The organism is Nocardioides rubriscoriae (genome assembly GCF_008087085.1).
GTDB classification, from domain to species: Bacteria; Actinomycetota; Actinomycetes; order Propionibacteriales; family Nocardioidaceae; genus Nocardioides; species Nocardioides rubriscoriae.
The window spans coordinates 19,422-35,419 of sequence record NZ_VIYJ01000004.1 but is presented as its reverse complement, the minus strand read 5'-3'; the positions used below and the strand labels follow the sequence as shown (position 1 = coordinate 35,419).

General features: G+C 73.8%; 18 protein-coding genes. 12 read left to right on the top strand and 6 right to left on the bottom strand.

Annotated elements, in window-relative coordinates; all coding sequences use genetic code 11:
• Positions 1-8: 8 nt before the first annotated feature.
• Entirely contained in the window at positions 9-3,236 is a 3,228-nt protein-coding gene (locus FZC61_RS09625; RefSeq protein WP_148613962.1) for an ATP-dependent helicase, read from the top strand.
• Here FZC61_RS09625 and FZC61_RS09620 read toward each other — a convergent pair.
• Positions 3,226-4,260 (bottom strand): NAD(P)-binding domain-containing protein, encoded by a 1,035-nt coding sequence (locus tag FZC61_RS09620; RefSeq protein WP_425465814.1) that lies wholly within the window; start codon positions 4,258-4,260, stop codon positions 3,226-3,228. The genes FZC61_RS09625 and FZC61_RS09620 overlap by 11 nt on opposite strands.
• Before the next feature lie 109 nt (positions 4,261-4,369).
• Between FZC61_RS09620 and nudC the strand changes: the two genes are divergently transcribed.
• Positions 4,370-5,290: an NAD(+) diphosphatase gene (gene nudC, locus FZC61_RS09615; RefSeq protein WP_148613960.1), complete on the top strand. Its 921-nt coding sequence runs from the start codon at positions 4,370-4,372 to the stop codon at positions 5,288-5,290.
• A 45-nt stretch (positions 5,291-5,335) separates the two neighbouring features.
• Here the strand turns inward: nudC and FZC61_RS09610 are convergent, their stop codons facing one another.
• A complete protein-coding gene (locus FZC61_RS09610; RefSeq protein WP_148613959.1) occupies positions 5,336-5,581 on the bottom strand; it encodes a mycoredoxin in 246 nt (81 codons plus the stop codon).
• Positions 5,582-5,657: 76 nt separating this feature from the next.
• Here FZC61_RS09610 and FZC61_RS09605 point away from each other — a divergent pair, with 76 nt between their 5' ends.
• From FZC61_RS09605 to FZC61_RS23040, 5 genes are all read left to right on the top strand, one after another.
• Positions 5,658-7,697 (top strand): ATP-dependent DNA helicase UvrD2, encoded by a 2,040-nt coding sequence (locus tag FZC61_RS09605; RefSeq protein ID WP_148613958.1) that lies wholly within the window; start codon positions 5,658-5,660, stop codon positions 7,695-7,697.
• Between the two features lie 149 nt (positions 7,698-7,846).
• Positions 7,847-8,116, top strand: coding sequence for a hypothetical protein (locus FZC61_RS09600; RefSeq protein ID WP_148613957.1), 270 nt, complete (start codon positions 7,847-7,849; stop codon positions 8,114-8,116).
• Between the two features lie 180 nt (positions 8,117-8,296).
• Positions 8,297-8,647, top strand: a complete 351-nt coding sequence (locus FZC61_RS09595) for a WhiB family transcriptional regulator (protein WP_148613956.1) — start codon at positions 8,297-8,299, stop codon at positions 8,645-8,647.
• Positions 8,644-8,874 carry a hypothetical protein gene (locus tag FZC61_RS09590; RefSeq protein WP_148613955.1) on the top strand — a complete coding sequence of 77 codons (231 nt, stop codon included), beginning with the start codon at positions 8,644-8,646 and terminating at the stop codon, positions 8,872-8,874. Before FZC61_RS09595 ends, FZC61_RS09590 begins: the two co-directional genes overlap by 4 nt.
• A gap of 129 nt (positions 8,875-9,003) precedes the next feature.
• A complete protein-coding gene (locus FZC61_RS23040; protein WP_170286050.1) occupies positions 9,004-9,174 on the top strand; it encodes a hypothetical protein in 171 nt (56 codons plus the stop codon).
• Positions 9,175-9,177: 3 nt separating this feature from the next.
• On the opposite strand, the gene FZC61_RS09585 is transcribed toward FZC61_RS23040, so the two are convergent.
• Positions 9,178-9,969 carry a hypothetical protein gene (locus FZC61_RS09585; RefSeq protein WP_148613954.1) on the bottom strand — a complete coding sequence of 264 codons (792 nt, stop codon included), beginning with the start codon at positions 9,967-9,969 and terminating at the stop codon, positions 9,178-9,180.
• Positions 9,970-10,135: 166 nt separating this feature from the next.
• Positions 10,136-10,294 carry a DUF5679 domain-containing protein gene (locus FZC61_RS23035; protein ID WP_011754982.1) on the bottom strand — a complete coding sequence of 53 codons (159 nt, stop codon included), beginning with the start codon at positions 10,292-10,294 and terminating at the stop codon, positions 10,136-10,138.
• Between the two features lie 182 nt (positions 10,295-10,476).
• On the opposite strand from FZC61_RS23035, the gene FZC61_RS09580 reads away from it, so the two are divergent.
• The 3 genes from FZC61_RS09580 to FZC61_RS09570 all read left to right on the top strand — a co-directional run bounded on the left by FZC61_RS09580 (position 10,477) and on the right by FZC61_RS09570 (position 13,222).
• Positions 10,477-11,268, top strand: a complete 792-nt coding sequence (locus FZC61_RS09580) for an enoyl-CoA hydratase/isomerase family protein (RefSeq protein WP_148613953.1) — start codon at positions 10,477-10,479, stop codon at positions 11,266-11,268.
• Between the two features lie 331 nt (positions 11,269-11,599).
• Positions 11,600-12,673 (top strand): PHP domain-containing protein, encoded by a 1,074-nt coding sequence (locus FZC61_RS09575; protein ID WP_148613952.1) that lies wholly within the window; start codon positions 11,600-11,602, stop codon positions 12,671-12,673.
• A gap of 9 nt (positions 12,674-12,682) precedes the next feature.
• Positions 12,683-13,222, top strand: a complete 540-nt coding sequence (locus FZC61_RS09570; RefSeq protein ID WP_148613951.1) for a M48 metallopeptidase family protein — start codon at positions 12,683-12,685, stop codon at positions 13,220-13,222.
• Here the strand turns inward: FZC61_RS09570 and FZC61_RS09565 are convergent.
• Both FZC61_RS09565 and FZC61_RS09560 read right to left on the bottom strand, forming a co-directional pair.
• Entirely contained in the window at positions 13,150-13,806 is a 657-nt protein-coding gene (locus tag FZC61_RS09565; protein WP_148613950.1) for an NUDIX hydrolase, read from the bottom strand. The genes FZC61_RS09570 and FZC61_RS09565 overlap by 73 nt on opposite strands.
• The gene (locus tag FZC61_RS09560; RefSeq protein ID WP_148613949.1) at positions 13,803-15,179 is read right to left on the bottom strand and encodes a zinc-dependent metalloprotease; all 1,377 of its coding nucleotides are present in this window, start codon (positions 15,177-15,179) and stop codon (positions 13,803-13,805) included. The genes FZC61_RS09565 and FZC61_RS09560 overlap by 4 nt, the downstream gene beginning before the upstream one ends.
• 35 nt (positions 15,180-15,214) lie before the next feature.
• Here FZC61_RS09560 and FZC61_RS09555 point away from each other — a divergent pair, with 35 nt between their 5' ends.
• The gene (locus tag FZC61_RS09555; protein ID WP_148613948.1) at positions 15,215-15,643 is read left to right on the top strand and encodes a molybdenum cofactor biosynthesis protein MoaE; all 429 of its coding nucleotides are present in this window, start codon (positions 15,215-15,217) and stop codon (positions 15,641-15,643) included.
• 42 nt (positions 15,644-15,685) lie between these two features.
• Positions 15,686-15,991, top strand: a complete 306-nt coding sequence (locus tag FZC61_RS09550) for a hypothetical protein (protein ID WP_148613947.1) — start codon at positions 15,686-15,688, stop codon at positions 15,989-15,991.
• Positions 15,992-15,998 lie beyond the last annotated feature (7 nt).

The window sequence follows — 15,998 nt, the reverse complement described above, 5'->3', positions numbered from 1 at the left end:
CGACGACGATGACGACCACACCCCGCACCCTCGAGACCCCCGCCGACCTGCAGGCCGTCATGCAGGCGGCGTTCCCGGTCAGCGACCAGCAGTGGCGCGCCGTGAGCGCCCCGCTCGAGCCGGCCGTGGTCATCGCCGGCGCCGGCTCGGGCAAGACGACGCTCATGGCGGCCCGGGTGGTCTACCTCGTCGTCACCGGCCAGGTCCGGCCCGACGAGGTGCTCGGGCTCACCTTCACCACCAAGGCGGCCAGCGAGCTGCGCCGCAAGATCCGCGACGCCCTGGTGGCGGCCGGGGCGCTGGGCGACCTGCGCCCGGCCCGCGACCGCGACGAGGCGGGCTCCGAGGAGCAGCTCGAGCCCACCGTCCTGACCTACAACGCCTACGCCGCGCAGCTGCTGACCGAGCACGGCCTGCGCATCGGTCACGAGCCCGACACCCGTGTCGTCACCGACGCCGCCCGCTACCAGCTCGGCGCCCGGGTGGTCGACCGGTTCACCGGCGACGTCCACCACCTCACCGACCACCCGCCCACCGCCATCCAGAACCTCCTGGCCCTCGACGGCGCCATGAGCGAGCACCTGGTCGGGCCCGACGAGGTGCGGGCGTTCGACGCGCGAGAGCGGGTCGCGTTCCTGCGCGCGGTGGCCGAGGAGGAGGCCGGCAAGAACCGCAAGACCTACCGCGAGCTGCCCGAGAAGGCGATCTTTGCGATCGACCGGCGCGGCGAGCTGCTCGACCTGGTCGCCGACTACCGCCGGCTCAAGGCCGCCCTGGGCCTGATGGACTTCTCCGACCAGATCGAGCTCGGCGCACGGCTGGCCCGCGAGCGGCCCGAGGTCGGCGAGGTCGAGCGCGCCAAGTTCAAGGTGGTGCTGCTCGACGAGTACCAGGACACCTCGGTGGCCCAGGCCACGATGCTGTCGCGCCTCTACTCCGGCCCTGACGTGGCCAGCGGGCTGGGCCACGCCGTCACCGCCGTCGGTGACCCCAACCAGGCGATCTACGGCTGGCGCGGCGCGTCGGTCAGCAACATCGTCAACTTCGCCCACACCTTCCCGCCCGTGTCGGGCGAGCCGGCGCTGTTCCACCTCACCGTGAGCCGGCGCTCCGACCGCCGCATCCTCGAGGCGGCCAACCACCTGGCCGCGCCCCTGTACGCCGCCTACGACCAGGTCGAGGCGCTGCGCCCGGCCGAGGGTGCGGCCGACGGCGAGGTGCGCGTCGCCGTGCACGAGACCGCGGCCGACGAGCTCGACGCGCTCGTCGCGTCGGTCCGCGCCGTCCACACCGGCGAGCCGGGCGGGCTGTGGTCCGACGTCGCCGTGCTCACCCGCGACAACGCCCACGCCGAGGGGGTGTTCGACGTCCTCACCGACGCCGGCATCCCCGTCGAGATCGTCGGCCTCAAGGGCCTGCTGCGCCTGCCCGAGGTCGCCGAGGTCGTCGCCACGCTCCACCTGCTCCACGACGTCACCCACAACCCGTCGATGCTGACGCTGCTGACCGGGCCGCGCTGGGCGATCGGCCCGCGCGACCTGCGCCTGCTGAGCCGACGGGCGCTCGAGATCTCCGGTCGCTCCGGCACCGCCGGGCGCGACCTGACCCTGGCCGACCAGCTCGTCGAGATCGCCGACGGCGTCGACCCGGCCGAGCTGCCCGCCCTCGACGACGCCCTCGCCGACCCGGGGGAGGCGGCCTACTCGCCCGAGGCGCTCGAGCGCTTCGCGCTGCTCGCCGCCGAGCTGCGCTACCTGCGCGGCCACGTGGGTGAGCCGCTGCTCGACCTCGTGCGCCGCATCATGGACGCCAGCGGCGTCGACGTCGAGCTGGCCTCCGCGGTCAGCCCCGCTGCGGCCGCCCGGCGCGACAACCTCGACCTCTTCGTCAAGGCGGTCGCCGACTTCCAGGCCGTCGACGGCGACGTCACCCTGTCGGCCCTGCTCGCCTACCTCACCGCCGAGGACGACCAGGGCAACGGGCTCGACCTGGCGACGCCGAGCGAGGCCGACTCGGTCAAGCTGCTCACCGTCCACCGCGCCAAGGGGCTCGAGTGGGCCTCGGTGTTCCTGGTCGGTGTGTGCGAGGCACGGTTCCCGTCCGGCCGCTCGCGCACGCTGTGGACCTCCTCGCCGTCGGTGCTGCCAGCCCCGTTGCGCGGCGACGCCGCCGACCTGCCCCAGCTCGCCGGGCACGACAAGGCCGCCCTCGAGGCCTACCGCAAGGCCACCCGCGAGCACGACGCCGAGGAGGAGCTGCGCCTGGGCTACGTCGCGGTGACCCGCCCGGCCCACCTGCTCTCGGTGTCGTCGTACTGCTGGGGGCCGCGCCCAACGCCCTACGGCCCGTCGGCCTACCAGGCCACGCTGCGCGAGCTGCTCGAGCAGTGGGGCGAGCAGGCGACCCCGTGGCGCGACAAGCCCGCCAAGGGCGACCCCCACCCCTACGCCGACGACGACGCGTCGGTGCCGTGGCCCTCGACCGTGCGCACCGACGAGGCGCAGCTGCGACTCGAGGCGGCCGCCCGGGTGGCCGCGGCCGACCCCCACGCCGACGACGCCGACCTCGACATGCTCACCGCCGCGCGCATCGGTGAGTGGGACGACGAGATCGACCGGCTGCTGACCGAGGCCCGCCGCGACCGGGGCGACCTGGTCGAGGTGCCGATGCCCTCCAGCCTCTCGGCCACGGCCGTCGCCCGCCTGCGCGACGACGCCGAGGGGTTCGCCCGCGACCTGGCCCGGCCGATGCCGCGGCCGCCCTCGCCCGCCGCCCGGTTCGGCACCCGTTTCCACGCCTGGGTCGAGGCCCGGTTCGGGCAGCTCGCGCTCCTCGACACCGACGAGATCTCGGGTCGCGGCGACTCCGACGTCGCCGACGACGCCGAGCTCCAGGAGCTGGTCGAGGCCTTCGAGAAGGGCGCGTTCGCCGACCGGGTGCCCCTGGCGGTCGAGCCGGCGTTCGCCCTGGTGCTCGACGGGCAGGTGGTGCGCGGCCGGATCGACGCCGTCTACCGCGAGCCCGACGGGTCGGTGCTGGTCGTCGACTGGAAGACCAGCCACCGCCAGGCCGCCGACCCGCTGCAGCTGGCGATCTACCGGCTGGCCTGGGCCGAGCTCCACGACCTGCCGCTGGAGCGGGTGCGGGCCGGCTTCTACTACGTGCGCTCGGGCGAGCTGGTCGAGCCCGACGACCTGCCCGGGCGCGATGCGCTCGAGCAGCTGTTCACGCCGTGACTGCCTCGCGGTGCCGACTCAGCCACGACGCGACCGCGCGGGCGGCGACCCGCCCGGCGCGGTTGGCGCCGATGGTGCTCGCCGACGGGCCGTACCCCACCAGCTGCACGCGGGGGTCGGCCACCGCGGTGGTGCCGTCGAGCCGGATGCCGCCGAGGCGACCGCGCAGGTGCAGGGGCACGAGGTGGCCCACGGCCGGGCGGAACCCCGTCGCCCACAGGATCGCGTCGACCGGCTCGGTCGTGCCGTCGGCCCAGCGCGCGGCGCCCGACTCGAGCGAGGCGAACATCGGCCTGCGCTCGTAGGCGCCCAGGGCGTGCGCGGCGCGCTCCTGCTCGCGCAGCGCCAGCCCGGTCACGCTGACCACGCTGGCCGGCGGGAGCCCCCGGCTGACCCGGTCGGCGACCAGGGCCACCGCGGCGCGACCGACCTCGGGGGTGAACTCGTCGGTGCGCCACACCGGCGGCCGGCGGGTGACCCACACGGTGTCGGTGACCAGCGCGACCTCGCCGAGCAGCTGCACGGCCGACGCGCCCCCGCCCACGACGAGGGTGCGAAGCCCCCGGAACGCCTCGGTCCCGGGGTAGTCGGCGGTGTGCCACTGGGGCCCGGCGAAGCGCTCGAGCCCGGGGTAGTGGGGGACGAAGGGCCGCGTCCAGGTGCCGGTGGCGTTGACCAGGGTCCGCGTGGTCCACGTGCGGTCACCGGCCTCGACCACGAGCAGGCCGTCGTCGTCGCGGACGCGCCCGACGGCGACGGGCCGCACGACCGGGAGGTCGTGGTCGCGCTCGTACGCCGCGAAGTAGGCCGGCACGGCCGTGTTGGCCCGCTCGTCGTCGCCGGCCACTGGCGCCACCGCGTCGGGCAGGGCCGCCACGCCGTGGACGTCGCGCATGCGCAGCGAGTCCCAGCGGTGCTGCCACGCACCGCCCGGGGCCTCGTCGGCGTCGAGCACGACGTGGTCCACGCCCCGGCGCTGCAGGTGGTACGACGTCGACAACCCGGCTTGGCCGGCTCCGATCACGAGACTGTCGAGGACCTCCACGTCCGCACAACGCCACGACCCGGTGCCCTAGTCCCTGATGCCTTGGTCCCGGTGGGCGTGCTCACGCCCTGCGTCCTAGGCTCCCTGGGTGAGCTACCCGCACCTCCAGCTGACCGACGGCGCCCACGACCGTCTCGGGATCCACCGCAAGGAAGATGCCTGGCTGGCCGAGCGCTGGGCCGACGACCGCTCCCGGGTCCTGGTCGTGTCAGGCACCCGCGTGCGCCCCGTGGGGGGCACCCTGCCGTGGGTCGCCCCGGCCGACGTGCGCGAGGCGTCCGACGACACCCGCGTGCTGCTCGGCGAGCGCGACGGCCTGACCTACTGGGCGCTGATCACCGGGCCCGAGGCGGCCGCGAGCCAGGAGGGGGAGTGGTACCCCCTGCGCGGCCTGCTGCCCGCCCTGGCCGGCGACCACGTGGTCGACGCCCCGCTGGTCTTCCACGCCCTGGGCCTGGCCGAGTGGCACTGGGCGACCCGGCACTGCCCGCGTTGCGGCGGCACGTTGGTGTCGCAGGCGGCCGGCCACGAGCTGCGGTGCACGGCCTGCGGGCGCACGCAGTTCCCCCGCACCGACCCGGCCGTGATCATGCTGGTCAGCGCGGGAGAGCCGGGGGCAGACGACGAGAGGTGCCTGCTCGGGCGATCGCCGCTGTGGCCCGCCGGGCGATTCTCCACCCTGGCCGGGTTCTGCGAGCCCGGCGAGAGCCTCGAGGACGCCGTACGCCGCGAGGTCGCCGAGGAGTCCGGCATCGTGGTGGGGGAGGTCGAGTACTTCGGCAACCAGCCCTGGCCACTGCCGCAGAGCCTGATGCTGGGCTTCTTGGGACGCGCGGTGTCGACCGAGATCGACATCGACCACGACGAGCTCGAGGACGCCCGGTGGTTCACCCGCGCCGAGATGCGCGTGCAGGCCACCGACGGCAGCCTCGTGCTGCCGGGCGGCGTCTCGATCAGCCGCTCGTTGGTGGAGCACTGGTACGGCGGGCCGCTGCCCGGGTCGTGGTGACCGCCTGAGTCAGGCCGCAGGTCAGGCCGTGGGTCAGGCCGTGGGTCAGGCCAGGGAGGCGACCTTCTCCTTGACCTGGGCCAGCGACGGGTTGGTCTGGGCGGTGCCGTCGGAGTAGACCAGCGTCGGCACGGTCTGGTTGCCGTTGTTGGCCGTCTCGACGATCGCGACGGCCTCGGGCTGCTGCTCGATGTCGACGATGTCGTAGGCGATGCCCTCCCGGTCGAGCTGGCTCTTGAGCCGGTGGCAGTAGCCGCACCAGGGAGTGGTGTACATCGTGAAGCTGCTCATCGCGGAAGTGTCCCCTCGGACGTCTAGGGTCGGGTGTCACACGATCCAACCACCTCACCAGGAGTGTTGTTCCAGCATGGCCGCCGACCTGTTGTCCTCGCTCGACCCCGAGCAGCGCGAGGTGGCCGAGACCCTGCGCGGACCCGTGCGTGTGCTCGCAGGTGCCGGCACCGGCAAGACCCGGGCGATCACCCACCGCATCGCCCACGGCGTGGCCACCGGGGTCTACGCGCCGACCGAGGTCCTGGCGGTCACCTTCACCACCCGCGCGGCCGGTGAGATGCGCGGACGCCTGCGCGGCCTGGGTGCGCCCACGGTCCAGGCCCGCACCTTCCACTCGGCGGCCCTGCGCCAGCTGCGCTACTTCTGGCCCCACACCCACGGCACCGAGCTGCCCGAGCTGACGGCGTCCAAGATCCCGCTGGTGGCGGCGGCCGCGCGCACGCTGCGGGTGCGCCCCGACCAGGCGATGCTGCGCGACCTGGCCTCCGAGATCGAGTGGGCCAAGGTCAGCAACGTGCGGCCCGACGACTACGCCGCGATCGCGGTGGCCCGCAACCGCTCGGTGGCCAAGGTCGAGCCCGACTTGGTCGGCCGCATGATCGCGGCCTACGAGGACGTCAAGCGCGCCCAGGGCCGCATGGACATGGAGGACGTCCTGCTGCTGACCGCCGGGTTGCTGGCCGAGGACGAGCGCGTCGCCGCCCAGGTCCGCCGCCAGTACAAGTGGTTCGTCGTCGACGAGTTCCAGGACGTCTCGCCGCTGCAGTCGGCCCTGCTCGACCTGTGGCTGGGCGGGCGCGACGAGATCTGCGTCGTCGGTGACCCGGCCCAGACCATCTACTCCTTCGCCGGCGCCAACGCCGACTACCTGCGTGACTTCCCCGCCAAGCACCCCCGCACGACCTCGATCGAGCTGGTCCGCAACTACCGCTCGACCCCGCAGGTGGTCACTGCCGCCAACACGCTGCTCGCCGGCACGAGCTCCACCAGCGTGCAGCTGCGCGCCCAGCGTCCCGCCGGGGCCGCCGTGACCTACCAGGGCCACCCCGACGAGGTCGCCGAGGCGTCCGCCGTGGCGCGCGAGGTCGTGCGCCAGCGCGCCGCCGGCCGCCCGCTGTCGGAGATCGCGGTGCTCTTCCGCATCAACGCCCAGTCCGAGGTCTACGAGGAGGCCCTCACCTCGGCGGCCGTCCCCTACGTCATCCGCGGCGCCGCCCGCTTCTTCGACCGGCCCGAGGTCCGCGAGGCCGTGACCCGGCTGCGCGGCGCGGCCCGCGGTGGCGTCAGCGCCGCCGCCGGAGACACCTGGGTCGACCTGGTGCGCGACACGCTCTCGGGCATGGGCTGGACCCCCGACCCGCCCGAGGCCCGTGGCCAGACCCGCGACCGGTGGGAGTCCTGGCAGGCGCTGGTCAGCCAGGCCGAGGCCCACGGGGCAGAGTCGTCGACCCACGACCTCACGACCTTCGTCGACGACCTCGACCGGCGTGCCTCCGAGCAGCACGCCCCGGTCGCCGAGGGCGTCACGCTCGCGACCTTCCACGCCGCCAAGGGCCTCGAGTGGGACTCCGTGTTCCTCGTCGGCCTCCAGGACGGCACCCTGCCGATCACCTACGCCCAGACCCCCGAGGCGATCGAGGAGGAGCGCCGCCTCCTCTACGTCGGCATGACCCGTGCCCGCGCCGACCTGGCGCTGTCGTGGGCCCAGGCCCGCAACCCCGGGCAGGCCGCGCGCCGCAAGCCGTCGCGGTTCCTCGACCCCCTGCTGCCCGACGCCGACCGCGCGCCCGCCCGGGCCAAGGCCGCGCGCGGCACCCGCACGTGCGTCGAGTGCGGCAAGCCGCTGGCCGGCACCGACAAGACCCGGCGTCGCTGCACCGACTGCCCGGCCCCCTACGACGAGGCCCTCTTCGAGCGCCTGCGCGGCTGGCGCCTCGAGCGCGCCCGCGCCGACGAGGTCGCCCCGTTCATGGTCTTCAGCAACGCCACCCTCGAGGCGGTCGCCGAGCGACGGCCCCAGACACCCCAGGCCCTGCTGGCGATCAGCGGGATCGGTCCCGACAAGCTCGACCGCTACGGCGACGAGGTGCTCTCGCTGCTCGCCGACGACTGAGGTACCTCAGATCCGAGAAAGTCGGAAAATAGGTCATTAAATAGTTTGCTCCTTACATCAGGGAACGCGTAGCGTTCCCGTCAACAACCAGTCCGCGCACCAGGGCACTGACAACGCCCGCGCCAGAAGATCCGAAGGAGGTGGCCCCCGTGGAGATCACCAACACCATCCAGACGCCGAACCAGCTCATCAGCAGCGTTCGCCCCGCGTCCGGTTTTGGCATGCCCAACGGCGGCCAGCAGTCCTGCTTCGGCATCCTCGCCGACGCTCGTGGTTCGTGGATCCCGGCCACCGGTCTCATCTCGATGACGACCGAGGGCGCGGACGTCCGCGACCGCAAGGACCTGGCTGCCAAGGGACACGTGGCTGTCGTTGCCTACGTCCCGGGTTACCCCGCCTGGAGTCCGCCGATCTGTTGACACCCGACAGACCAGCAGCCTCCAGGCCGCGGAACCCGAACACCGGGATCCGCGGCCTTTCTGTTTCTCATCACAGCCTTGGCCCTGACAGAAAGCCAGGAGATGACCACCCAGCACCACCCGGCACCACCCCGCACCATCCCTGCACCATCCGCGATCAAGAAGAAGAGAGGTGACACGATGACTACCAGCCTTCTGCAGCGCAGCGACGGCAAGCTGGTCGAGTTCCAGGCCACTTCTGGCCCCGGCCTCGGCCACCTGCACGACGAGGCCGACCGGTACGGCGAGGTCGACGAGACCTCGCTCCCGTGCCGCGTCAACGACCCCGAGCTCTGGTTCGCCGAGCTTCCGGCCGACGTCGAGTTCGCCAAGGACCTCTGCCAGACCTGCCCGGTCCGGCAGCTCTGCCTCGGCGGCGCCCTCGAGCGTCGTGAGCCGTGGGGCGTGTGGGGCGGTGAGCTGTTCCTCCAGGGAACCGTCATCCCCCGCAAGCGCCCCCGGGGCCGTCCGCGCAAGGACGCCGTGGCGTGAGCACCGCGCAGCCCAGCACCACCCCAGACCACCAGACCACCGACACGAATCGGAGCACCACCGTGAACACCATGCATGAAGACCATGCGCGCGCACAGATGAGCGCGCGCCTGGGAGAGGCGCGCGAGATGCGTACGGGCCACCAGCTGGCCCGTGCCAGGCGCTTGAGCCGCAAGGCCGAGCGTGCCGCGCAGCAGGCTCGCCTCGCCCTCGCTCGCGCTCTGTAAGGAACCTCTAGGAGCTGTCACCTCCCAGGGCACCCAGATCGCGGGTGGATGCAACTGCACAGGAAACAACCGACCACGAGCCGGGTCCGACACACGTCGGGCCCGGCTCGCTGGTCCTACGATCAGGTCATGACGCTGACCTGCGACTTCTGCGGACGTCAGGCCGATGAGGCCGACGAGGCCGACACGTTGGCGTGGACCACGAGCGTCGAGAACAAGCGGCTCAAGCGCTACTGCGTCAGCTGCTCGCGCGAGCACCTGCGCTCGATGGAGGGCAAGCTCGACGCCGAATTTTGGTGACGGCTAGTAGGGGAGGACGTCCCAGGCGCAGCCGCAGTACGGGTGCCGCTGCCAGGTGCGGACGACCGGAGCGGCGCTGTCGGGGCGGTCGGGGCCGGCCAGGTCGACGGTCGTCGACCAGGTCAGCGGACGACCGCCCCCGACGTAGGTCGCCGCCTCACGCGCCGCCCAGGCCACGGCCAGGGCCAGCAGCGCGGGGTCGGGCGTACGGGCGGGCAGCGCGGCCAGCTGCTCGACGACCAGGGTGCGACGGGGGTCGCGCGCGGCCTCGGCCGCGTCGACGCAGCGCACGCAGGCGGTCAGCCCGGGCTCGACCAGGGGCCCGAGTCGCAGGCTGCCCGGCGCGCCGGTGCCGGCCAGCACCAGGTGCGGAGCGCCCTCACGCACCCAGCCGTCGAGGCTGGCGCGCGGCACGGGGCCCGCGGAGCCGACCACGTAGAGGTCGGGCGGGTGCCCGGCGCGCGCCGGACGGACCCCGCTGCGCACCAGCAGCCGGGTCAGGGCGTCGAGGCCGAGCCCTCGGTCGACGACGGCGACGGTCCCGGTCGGGGTCGCGGCCGGCGGGGGAGCGGCGAGCAGGCCGGCCGCGTCCAGCGAGTCCAGCAGCGCCGCGGCGTCGGGTCCGTCGACCCGGGGCTGCCGCCCGCGGACCAGGTCGTCGAGGACGGCGAGCAGGTCGGCGCGGCGGCGTACGACGACGCGGGCGGGCGGGTCGAGCCCCACCTGCACGTGGTCGTCGTCGCGCGGCACCACGTGCACCCCGGGTGCGAGCCGGACCGTCGTCGTGGTCGCCATGCCTCGACCCTGGCACGAGACGACGACCTCGTGCCGACGTCATCCACAGGAGCACGTCGACCCGTCGCGTAGACGCGACGGGTCGACCTGGTCATCCACAAGAACACGTCGACCCGTCGCGTAGACGCGACGGGTCGACCTGGTGGATCGGGGTGGGCCGGGTGGATCAGGCCTTGCCGAGGATCCGGTTGAGGTTGGTGCCGCAGACCGGGCACACGGCCTTCGCCATGCGGGTGCCCTTGTCGTTGACCTTCACCTCGCCCTCCGCCTCGCGCTTCTCCTTGCACTTCACGCAGTAGAACTCACCGCTCCAGGTCTCTGCCATGACGGCCTCCTTGCCCTTGGTATGTCTGGGTCTCGTGATCGGTTGACCACGGCGGGGGACATTCGGGGGAAGCCCGCCCGGGGCCCTGCGTCGCCGCGGAGCCGCTCCGACCCTACGGCACACCCGCGGGTGTGGCCGTCAGGTGCGCGGCGCGGCGTGGAGGCTGCCCTAGGGTCGGGGCCATGCCCGAACTCGCTCACCTGCGCCTCGAACGCCCTCGCGACGGGGTCGCCCTGCTCGTCCTGGACAACCCCGACCAGCGCAACGCCATGTCGCCTGCGATGACCTCGTCGTGGGTCGCGGCCATCGACGAGCTGGCCGCCGACACCTCGGTGCGCGCGGTCGTGGTCACCGGTGAGGGTCGGGCGTTCTGCTCCGGCGGCGACACCGCCTGGATCGCCAGCGAGCCCGAGGCGGGCGTCGACCGGCTGCGCTCGCGGATGCTTCCGTTCTACCGCGCGTGGCTGTCGGTGCGCCGTCTGGAGGTCCCGACGATCGCGGCGATCAACGGCGCGGCCATCGGCGCCGGGCTGTGCCTGCCACTCGCGATGGACCTGCGGTACGCCGCCCGCGGCGCCAGGCTCGGGGTCCCGTTCGTCAAGCTCGGGATGCACCCCGGCATGGCCGGGACCTACCTGCTGCCCGAGGTGGTCGGCGAGGCCGCGGCCCGCGACCTGCTGCTCACCGGCCGTCTGGTCGACGCCGACGAGGCGCTCTCCCTCGGCCTGGTCTCCCGTGTCGTCGAGCCCGACGCCCTGCTCGACACCGCGCTCGAGGCCGCCGCCGCGATCGCCGCCACCGCCCCGATCGCCAGTCGCCTGACCACCCTGGCCCTGCGCCAGCGCCACGCCTCGATGGAGTCGGCGCTGCAGTGGGAGGCGATGGCCCAGCCGTTGACGCTGGCCACCGCAGACCTGCAGGAGGGGATCCGGGCCGCGCAGGAGAAGCGGCCGCCCCGGTTCGAGGGTCGGTAGGACCGCAGGACCGGACCACACGACAGGACCGCCGAAGACAGGCGGCCCCCGGATCCGGGTCGCGACACTTGCCTTCCCCTTGCGAGTGTCAGTCACCGGCCCCGGGGGCCATCTGGCCGCAACGCTAGGGACGGCGGTGGGGCGGGTCAATGCCGCGCGCTCCACGCCTGTGGACAACGCTGTGTACAAAGGTGTGGAGAACCGCGAGAACCGTGGAGACGCGCCGGAAACCCCTGTGCACAGGGTGTGGAAGAACCTGTCACAACGACGACGTACCCTGCGGTGACCAGCACGGACGCTCGTCCACCGCCTGTGGAGGAAAGAAATCCCGGTGCCCGACACCCCTGACCCGCCCGCCGCCCCCGCGTCGTACGACGCCGGCCCCGTCGCCGCGCTGCGCCGCATCGCGTTCCTGCTCGAGCGCCACCGCGAGGACACCTACAAGGTCAAGGCCTTCCGAGGCGCGGCGGCCGCGATCCTGCCGCTGGGCGACGACGCGGTCGCGCAGGCGGCCGAGGCCGGCACCCTCGTCGCGCTGCCCGGGGTAGGGGCCAGCACGGCGAAGGTGATCGCCGCCGCCGTCCGCGGCGAGATGCCCGAGCGGCTGGCCCAGCTCGAGCGCACCCACGCCGCACCGCTGACCGCCGGGGGCGCCACCCTGCGCGCGGCGCTGCGCGGCGACTGCCACTCCCACTCCGACTGGAGCGACGGCGGCTCGCCGATCGAGGAGATGGCGATGACGGCCATCGAGCTGGGGCACGACTACCTCGTGCTCACCGATCACTCGCCGCGGCTCAAGGTCGCCCGCGGCCTCAGCGCCGAGCGCCTGCAGCGCCAGCTCGGCGTGGTCGAGGCCGTCAACGAGCACCTGAGGTCCGGTGCCGGCGGGGGCTTCACGCTGCTCAAGGGCATCGAGGTCGACATCCTCGACGACGGCTCGCTCGACCAGAGCGACGAGATGCTCGACCGGCTCGACGTCCGGGTCGCCAGCGTCCACTCCAAGCTCGCGATGGACGCCGCCCCGATGACCCGCCGGATGGTCGCGGCGGTCCGCAACCCGCGCACCACCGTGCTCGGCCACTGCACCGGCCGGATGGTCACCGGCAGCCGCGGCACCCGCGCGCCGTCGCAGTTCGACGCCCGCGCCGTCTTCGAGGCCTGCGCCGAGCACGACGTCGCGGTCGAGATCAACGCCCGGCCCGAGCGCTGCGACCCGCCCGACGAGCTGCTCGCCCAGGCCCGCGACGCCGGGTGCGTCTTCTCCATCGACTCCGACGCCCACGCCCCCGGGCAGCTCGACTTCCTCGTGCTGGGCTGCGAGCGGGCCGAGGCCGCCGGCATCGACGCCGACCGGATCGTCAACACGTGGCCGAAGGACCGGCTCCTGGACTGGGCGCGGAAGTAGGTTGACGCCATGGGGGCCCCGCGAGACGTCGAGGTACGCCGCTCCAAGCGGCGTCGTCGCACGGTCTCGGCCTACCGCGAGGGCGACCGGATCGTCGTGCTGATCCCGGCCTCGTTCAGCGCGGCCGACGAGGCCGAGTGGGTCGAGACGATGGTCGCCCGCATCGAGCGCTCCGAGCAGACCTCACCGGTCACCGACGACGACCTGCTCGAGCGGGCCCTCGCCCTCAGCGACCAGTACCTCGGGGGGCTCGCCGTGCCCGAGTCGGTGCGCTGGGTCACCAACCAGCACACCCGGTGGGGCTCCTGCACCCCGGTCGAGCGCACGATCCGGCTCTCCGAGCGACTGCGGACGATGCCGGGCTGGGTCGTCGACTACGTCATCGTCCACGAGCTCGCCCACCTGCTCGAGCCCGGCCACGACGCCGGGTTCTGGGCGTGGGTCGAGCGCTACCCCCGGTCGGAGCGGGCGCGGGGCTACCTGCTGGGCTGGTCGGCGGCCGCCGAGATCACGCCGCCCTCGGAGTTCACGCCCGCCGACACCGACTGACCGGGCTGACCCGGCCGACCCGGCCGACCGGGCCGGCCCGCCGCCCGTACGGCGAGGGCCGCCGCGACCAGCGGCCCCAGGTCGTCGCCCGGCAGCGCGTCGACGGGCCACCACCGCACGTCGAGCGACTCGTCGCTGACCACGGGCACGGCCTCGGCCGGGGCCACGGCCAGGAACCGTACGTCGAGGTGGTGGACCAGCAGGCCGTCGGCGCTGCCCCCGCAGAAGGGCACCTCGTGCTCGTCGAGGTGGATCGGCACCGGGCCCAGGGCGAGGTCGGTCAGCCCGGACTCCTCGACGGCCTCGCGCAGCGCGGCCCCGGCCAGCGTGGTGTCGGTCGCCTCGGGGTGGCCGCCGAACTGGAACCACGCGCGGGCCTTGCGGTGCAGCGTGAGCAGCACGTGGGTGCCGTCGTGCGACAGCACCAGGGTGCTGGCCGTGAGGTGGTCGGGCCGGCAGTCACGACTCAGCGCATCGGGGTGGGCCTGCAGGTGCGCGACGTAACGGTCGCGCAGGGCGGCCTGGGCGGCGTCCGGCGGCTGCCACGCCCGCAGGGTCGCGAGCGCGTCGGCGTGGAGCGTCACTCCTCGTCGGCCGGCTCGTCGCCCTCGAGCAGCTTGCGCAGCTCGGCGTCGAAGTCGTCCTCGCTCAGCGAGTCGGGCGCGGCGGCCTCCTCGCGGAAGCCCAACGGGTCGTCGAGGTCGGCCGAGGTGGGCAGCAGGTCGGGGTGCAGCCAGACGCCGTCGCGGGCCTCGGTGCCCTGTCGGGTGCGCAGCGAGGCCCACAGGGTCGAGGCGTCGCGCAGCCGGCGCGGGCGCAGCTCGAGACCGACCAGGGCGGCGAACGTCTGCTCGGCGGGCCCGCCGGCGGCACGGCGGCGGCGTACGGCCTCCTGCAGCTTGGCGGCCGACGGCATCCGCTCGGCGGTGGCCTGGCCGACGACCTCGTCGACCCAGCCCTCGACCAGGGCGAGGGCGACCTCGAGGCGCTCGAGCGCCGCAGCCTGGGCGGGTGAGCGGGGCAGGTCGAACATGCCGCCCTCGACGAGCTGCTGGATCGACTCGGGGTTGCTGGGGTCGACGCCGCGCAGCTGCTCCTCCATGCGGCGCTGGAGGCTCTCGGCGTTGACCTCGAGGCCACGGGCGTAGTCGGTGACGGCGCCGATGAGGTGCTCGCGCAGCCACGGCACGTGGCTGAAGAGCCGGTGGTGGGCGGCCTCGCGCAGGGCGAGGTAGAGGACGACGTCGTCCTCGCTGACGTCGAGGCCCTCGGCGAAGGCCTTGACGTTGGTGGTCACCAGGGCGGCCTTGCCCCGGGCGCCCAGCGGGAGCCCGACGTCGGAGGCGGTGAGCACCTCGCCGGCCAGCTCGCCGAAGCCGGAGCCGACCTGGGTGGCCAGCATCGCGCCGACCGCCCTGCCGATGATGCCGAGCAACGGGGCTGCCTGGGCGGCGGCCTCGGGCGGCAGGGCGCCGCTGAGCCCGCGCACGGACTGCTCGGCGACGGGCTCGACGAGGACCTTCCAGACCTCGAGGGTGCCGACGATCCACTCCGCGCGGCTCCAGGCCGCGGTCGAGGTGACGCCGGAGGGGAACTCCGTGGCCTCGTCGAGCCAGTGGTCGGCGAGCCGGACGGCGTCGGCCACGGCGTCGGACTGCTTGGCCGTGGGGGTCGGGTCGGGCTGCTGCGCGACGGCCTTGCGGGCGAGGTCGACGGCGACGTCCCAGTTGAGGGCGCCGTCGTACGGCTGCATCAGCGACTGGATCTGGCCGAACAAGGCACCCAGGTCGGGCATCCCGGCGCCGCCGGGACCGCCGGGGAAGCCCCCCGGCCCGCCCAGGCCGCCCAGGCCGCCCAGGCCCATCTTGCTGAGGTCGAACCCGTCGCCGCCGAAGAGGTGCTCGAACGGCGTGCCCTTGAACGGGTTGGGCTGCTCGTCGTCGGACTGGTCACTCATGCTCCAACCGTACGCCGCACGCATAAGGTGCGTGCGTGACCTCCAGCACCGTGCGCCTCGTCGAGATCCGTGACACCCCGCTCGTCGTCGACGACGTGCTCGCCAGCCTCGACGAGGACGTCGACGGCGGCGTCACGCTCTTCGTCGGCAAGGTCCGCGACCACGACGGGGGGCGTGCGGTCAGCGGCCTCGACTACTCCGCGCACCCCAGCGCGCTCCAGCGGCTGCGCGAGGTCTGCGAGCTCGTCGCCTCCCGCCACGACGTGCACGGGGTCTCGGCCATCCACCGGGTCGGCCGGCTCGCGATCGGCGACCTCGCCGTCGTCGTCGGCACGGCCGCCGCCCACCGCGGCACCGCCTTCGAGGCCTCACGCGACCTGATCGACACCCTCAAGGACGAGGTGCCGATCTGGAAGCACCAGGTCTTCGCCGACGGCACCGACGAGTGGGTCGGCACGCCGTAGCGCCTGCACCGAACCAGCGCCGGGGCGACCTACCCTCGAGGCATGGTCCTGCTCTGGCTCGTGCCCACGGTCGTCGTGACCGTCGTCGCGATGCTCTGGGTCTCGTGGGTCGGTCGCGCGGGTCGCGGCGAGGTCGACCGCGAGGTCGCGCTGCGGCGCCTGGCCCAGGCCCTCGACCCGGCCCCGCGCCGCGGACTGGCGCGGCTGTCGCCACGGTCGCGCCCGCGCGCGCTGCCGTCGTACGTCGCCCCCGCGCGCCGCGACCGCAGCACCGGCATCGCCGTACGCCCCTCGCGCCCGGTCGCGCCGCGCGACCAGCAGCCCGGGCAGCAGCGCCGCGCCTCCTGACGTCGCC